The organism is Acinetobacter sp. (genome assembly GCF_036659555.1).
In the GTDB taxonomy this organism is placed as follows: domain Bacteria; phylum Pseudomonadota; class Gammaproteobacteria; order Pseudomonadales; family Moraxellaceae; genus Acinetobacter.
Map to the genome: position 1 here is coordinate 1 of NZ_JAVXCI010000153.1, position 3612 is coordinate 3612.

The 3612-nt window shown below is 55.0% G+C and carries 2 protein-coding genes and 1 pseudogene; all 3 read right to left on the reverse strand.

From position 1 onward, the window contains the following. Nucleotides 1-92: 92 nt before the first annotated feature. Nucleotides 93-959: a 1-aminocyclopropane-1-carboxylate deaminase/D-cysteine desulfhydrase gene (locus tag RSA72_RS14140; protein WP_332624464.1), complete on the reverse strand. Its 867-nt coding sequence runs from the start codon at nucleotides 957-959 to the stop codon at nucleotides 93-95. A gap of 64 nt (nucleotides 960-1023) precedes the next feature. Next, nucleotides 1024-2124 (reverse strand): HlyD family secretion protein, encoded by a 1101-nt coding sequence (locus tag RSA72_RS14145; protein WP_332624466.1) that lies wholly within the window; start codon nucleotides 2122-2124, stop codon nucleotides 1024-1026. Between the two features lie 109 nt (nucleotides 2125-2233). Continuing rightward, nucleotides 2234-3550: pseudogene (locus tag RSA72_RS14150) on the reverse strand (MFS transporter); the annotation flags it as partial. Nucleotides 3551-3612: the final 62 nt, after the last annotated feature.

Here is a 3612-nt window from a genome sequence, read left to right on the forward strand (position 1 = left end):
AAACGGTAAGACTCCGCTGTGAATAGCCCAAAAAAGTTAAGAAGTTTACTGCGAAGCTCCTTAACTGATCAGCATTACATCGCATGATGGCTTTACTTTTGCAATTTACCCTGCAGCCCGCCGCTATGAATGGCCAGAATCCGGGTATTTTTTGGAAAATGGCTGCGCTGAATAAGATCAGAAAGCCCCATCATCATTTTGGCGGTATACACTTGCTCTAAGGGAAGATTATATTTTTTTTCAAACTGATGCATAAACTGCAGCAGTTCCGGCGTGGTTTTGGCATAGCCGCCGCAGCAGTAGTCATCAATAATTTCCCAGTTGGTTTTTGTGGTAAGTTTTGCAACCTCATCATTTAAAAATAAGCCTTTCAAGGCCGAAAAGCCTAAAATCCGCTGCCGTGGCAGGCTGGCTTCAATCAGTCCGGCTATTGTCCCGCCCGTGCCGGCGGCGCAGCAGATCAGGTCAAAATTATTTAAATCATTTTCCGTTAAAATTTCCCTGCAGCCTTGAACCGCCAAAGCATTGGTACCGCCTTCAGGAATCATGTAATGCTCCGGATAATCTGCTTGCAGCTGCGCCAAAAATTCAGCCGTGTGCTTTAGCCGGTACTGTTCCCGGCTGATGAACCGCAGCTGCATGCCGAACTGCTGCGCTGTCTGCAGCGTCGGATTTAAAGGGCGGGCTGCCAGTTCTTCGCCGCGGATAATCCCGGTACTGGCAAAGCCGCAGGCATGGGCGGCATAGGCTGCGGCGGCGATATGGTTGGAATAGGCGCCGCCAAAGGTCAGCACTTTTTTAAAGCCTTGGCGCCGGGCGTCCAGGAAGCTGTATTTCAGCTTAAAGAATTTGTTGCCGGAAATCTGCGGATGCACCAAGTCCAGGCGCTTGACGGTTATTTTCACGCCATGCAGCAGCAGGGTCTGATCGGGGATGGCGCGGGCAAGCGAATCGAACATAGGGCGCAGGAAAAAAATGGATCTGCGCTATTGTAGCGGATTCAGCGCGGAAATTTTCAGCCGGCTAATCCGCAGAGGCGGTATCTACCGAAGCCACCACCGACATGCCCGGGCGCAGGCGCTCAATGCCTGCTTGCCCCGGATCAATCGCAATCCGCACCGCAATGCGCTGCACCACTTTGGTGAAGTTGCCGGTGGTATTGTCGGGCTTCAGGACGCTGAATTCGGAGCCGGCCGCCGGGGAAATCCGTTCAACTCGGCCGCTGAATTGCTGATGATTCAGCGCATCGACGCTGAACCATGCTTTTTGCCCAATCCGCATATTGGAAATCTGGGTTTCCTTAAAGTTGGCGCTGACCCAGCGTTGCTGCGGAATTAAATACATCAGCTGCGTGCCGGCCGCCACATACTGGCCAATGCGCGGGCTGACCTCGCCCAGCTGCCCGTCCATCGGTGCGGTGATCACGCTGTAATTCTGCGCGGTTTTGGCTTGCTCAAACTGCGCCCGCGCGCCGGTGACCTGCGCTTTTAAGCCGGCCTGCGCAACCTGTGCGGTTTTCAAGGCTTCCTGCGCCACCAGAATATTGGCCTCCGCCTGATGCAGCAGGGCCAGGCTGTTTTTCACATCTGCGCTGGCTTTGTCCTGTTCCGTTTTAGACACCGCGCCACTGCCGCCCAATTGCTGATAGCGCTGCAGCTGCGCCGCGGAAAGCTCATACGCCGCCTGCGCCTGATCGGCCTTGGCTTGAGCCGCCGAAATATCCGCTTTGCGCTGCTGAATGGTTTGCGTTTGATTAGCCAGGTCATTTTCCGCCCGATCAATGCCGGACTGCGCCTGAATCACCTGCTGCTCATAGCTGGCAGCGTCAATATGCATCAGCGCCTGGCCTTTTTTCACCATTGCAAAATCAGTCACCAGCACATCTTTGACATAGCCATTGATCTGTGAAGACAGCACAGTGGTTTTGCCTCTGACATAGCTGTTTTCGGTGGATTCGACCGCGCTGTGAAACGGGCCGATTTTCCATGCCCATAAAATCAAGCCGATACCCGCCAGCAGGACAAAAAACATCAGCGCCAGCACCCGCGCATCGGCGGGAATGAGCTTGCTGGAGGGCTGCGGGGCAGGGGCAGCGGTTTCCGCCGGTTTTTCCTGTTCTGACATGGACTTCTCTAAAGGTAATTTTGCGGTTGCTGTGAAATATGGATTGAGCTGCATGGCGGAGCGCATCAGGTTGGCGCAGGCATAAAGGCAGCATTGGGGAGTGAAGCCGTTAACTGGAATCCGGCAGCAGGCGCTGCCTATAGCTGCGGTACTGGCTGGCTGCGATGATGAATAGGCCCCAAAACAGCAGCAGGACGGCAAAGATTTCATTCAGAAAAATTACATCGCTGTAGGCGCGGACTTGCGCTTCTTTCGCCACGCTCTGCTGCAGCGCGCGCAGGGCCTGATTCTGCTCCAGCGCAGGGTCAGGCGTGCAGGCCTGGCTGCTTGGGCCGCAGCTTTGCAGGCGCTGCTGCACCTGCGGGCTGGCCAGCGGCAAATCATTGATGATTTCCGCCTGATAATGCTGCGTGCGCATTTGCTGATAGCTGGAAAAAAAGGATGAGCCGACCAGCCCGCCGAAGGTCTGGCTGGCGGAGAACAGCACAATAAAAGTCACCATATGGCTGGGGCCTTTCTGCAGCGCGCTGAGAATGCCGGTCAGCAGCAGCGGGCCAATGAACATGCCGCTGGCGAAGCCGGCCAGAAACTGGCTCAGGTAGAAATTTTCAGGGCGCACTGCGCTGGTCAGATGCTGGTCCAGCGCGCAGGCAGTCAAAATCAGCAGCACTGCGCCCAGCAGATGCAGGAGGGTTTTTTCACGGGAAAAGGTCAGCGCGCTGAAAATGGTTCCGCCGATAATGCCGGCCATAATCACCGCATAAAAGGTGACAAACTGGTCTGGCCCCATGCCCATCGTTTTGAGGAAATTCACCGCGGCATAGCTTTGCTCCGACATTAAAAAGCGGATGGCGAATGCGCCGATAATAAAGCGGACGGTGGATGATGCGCCCAGCCAGCGGGTAATGATCAGCGGGTTGGCCCGGCAATGCTCATAGGCCAGGCCTGCAGTGATCAGCACTAAAGCGCCAATCAGCGCATAAGCCAGCCAGCGGGCATTCAGCCACCACAGAATCGGGCCTTGGGTCAGCACAATGCACAGCAGGGCAAAGCCGGTAGCCAGCAGCGCAAAGGTGAATAAATCCTGAACTTCAAAAACCGCAATACGCAGGCTGCGCGGCAGCTTCAGCGACACCACCATCGCCAGGCAGCACAGCGCCAGGCCCAGCTCAAAGGTGTACAGCAGCATCCAGTCGTTGACGCCGGTCAAATAGGGCGACATGACCCACGCCAGAGGAATGCCGAGCTGCTGAAAGCCGAGCGCCAGATACAGGCCGCGTCCGAAATTGGCGCGCTTAAAGGCCTGCATGATGTAATACATGCCCAACGAGCTGAGCGGGGCCGCCGCCAGCCCGCTGGCGATGCGCACAAAGACCGCCATTTCAAAGGTATGCACATAAATATAGCTAATTACCCAAATAGCTATTACACACAAAACCTAATGAAAGCATATTTTATGGGAGATTATGTGTGATATGGATTTCAAAA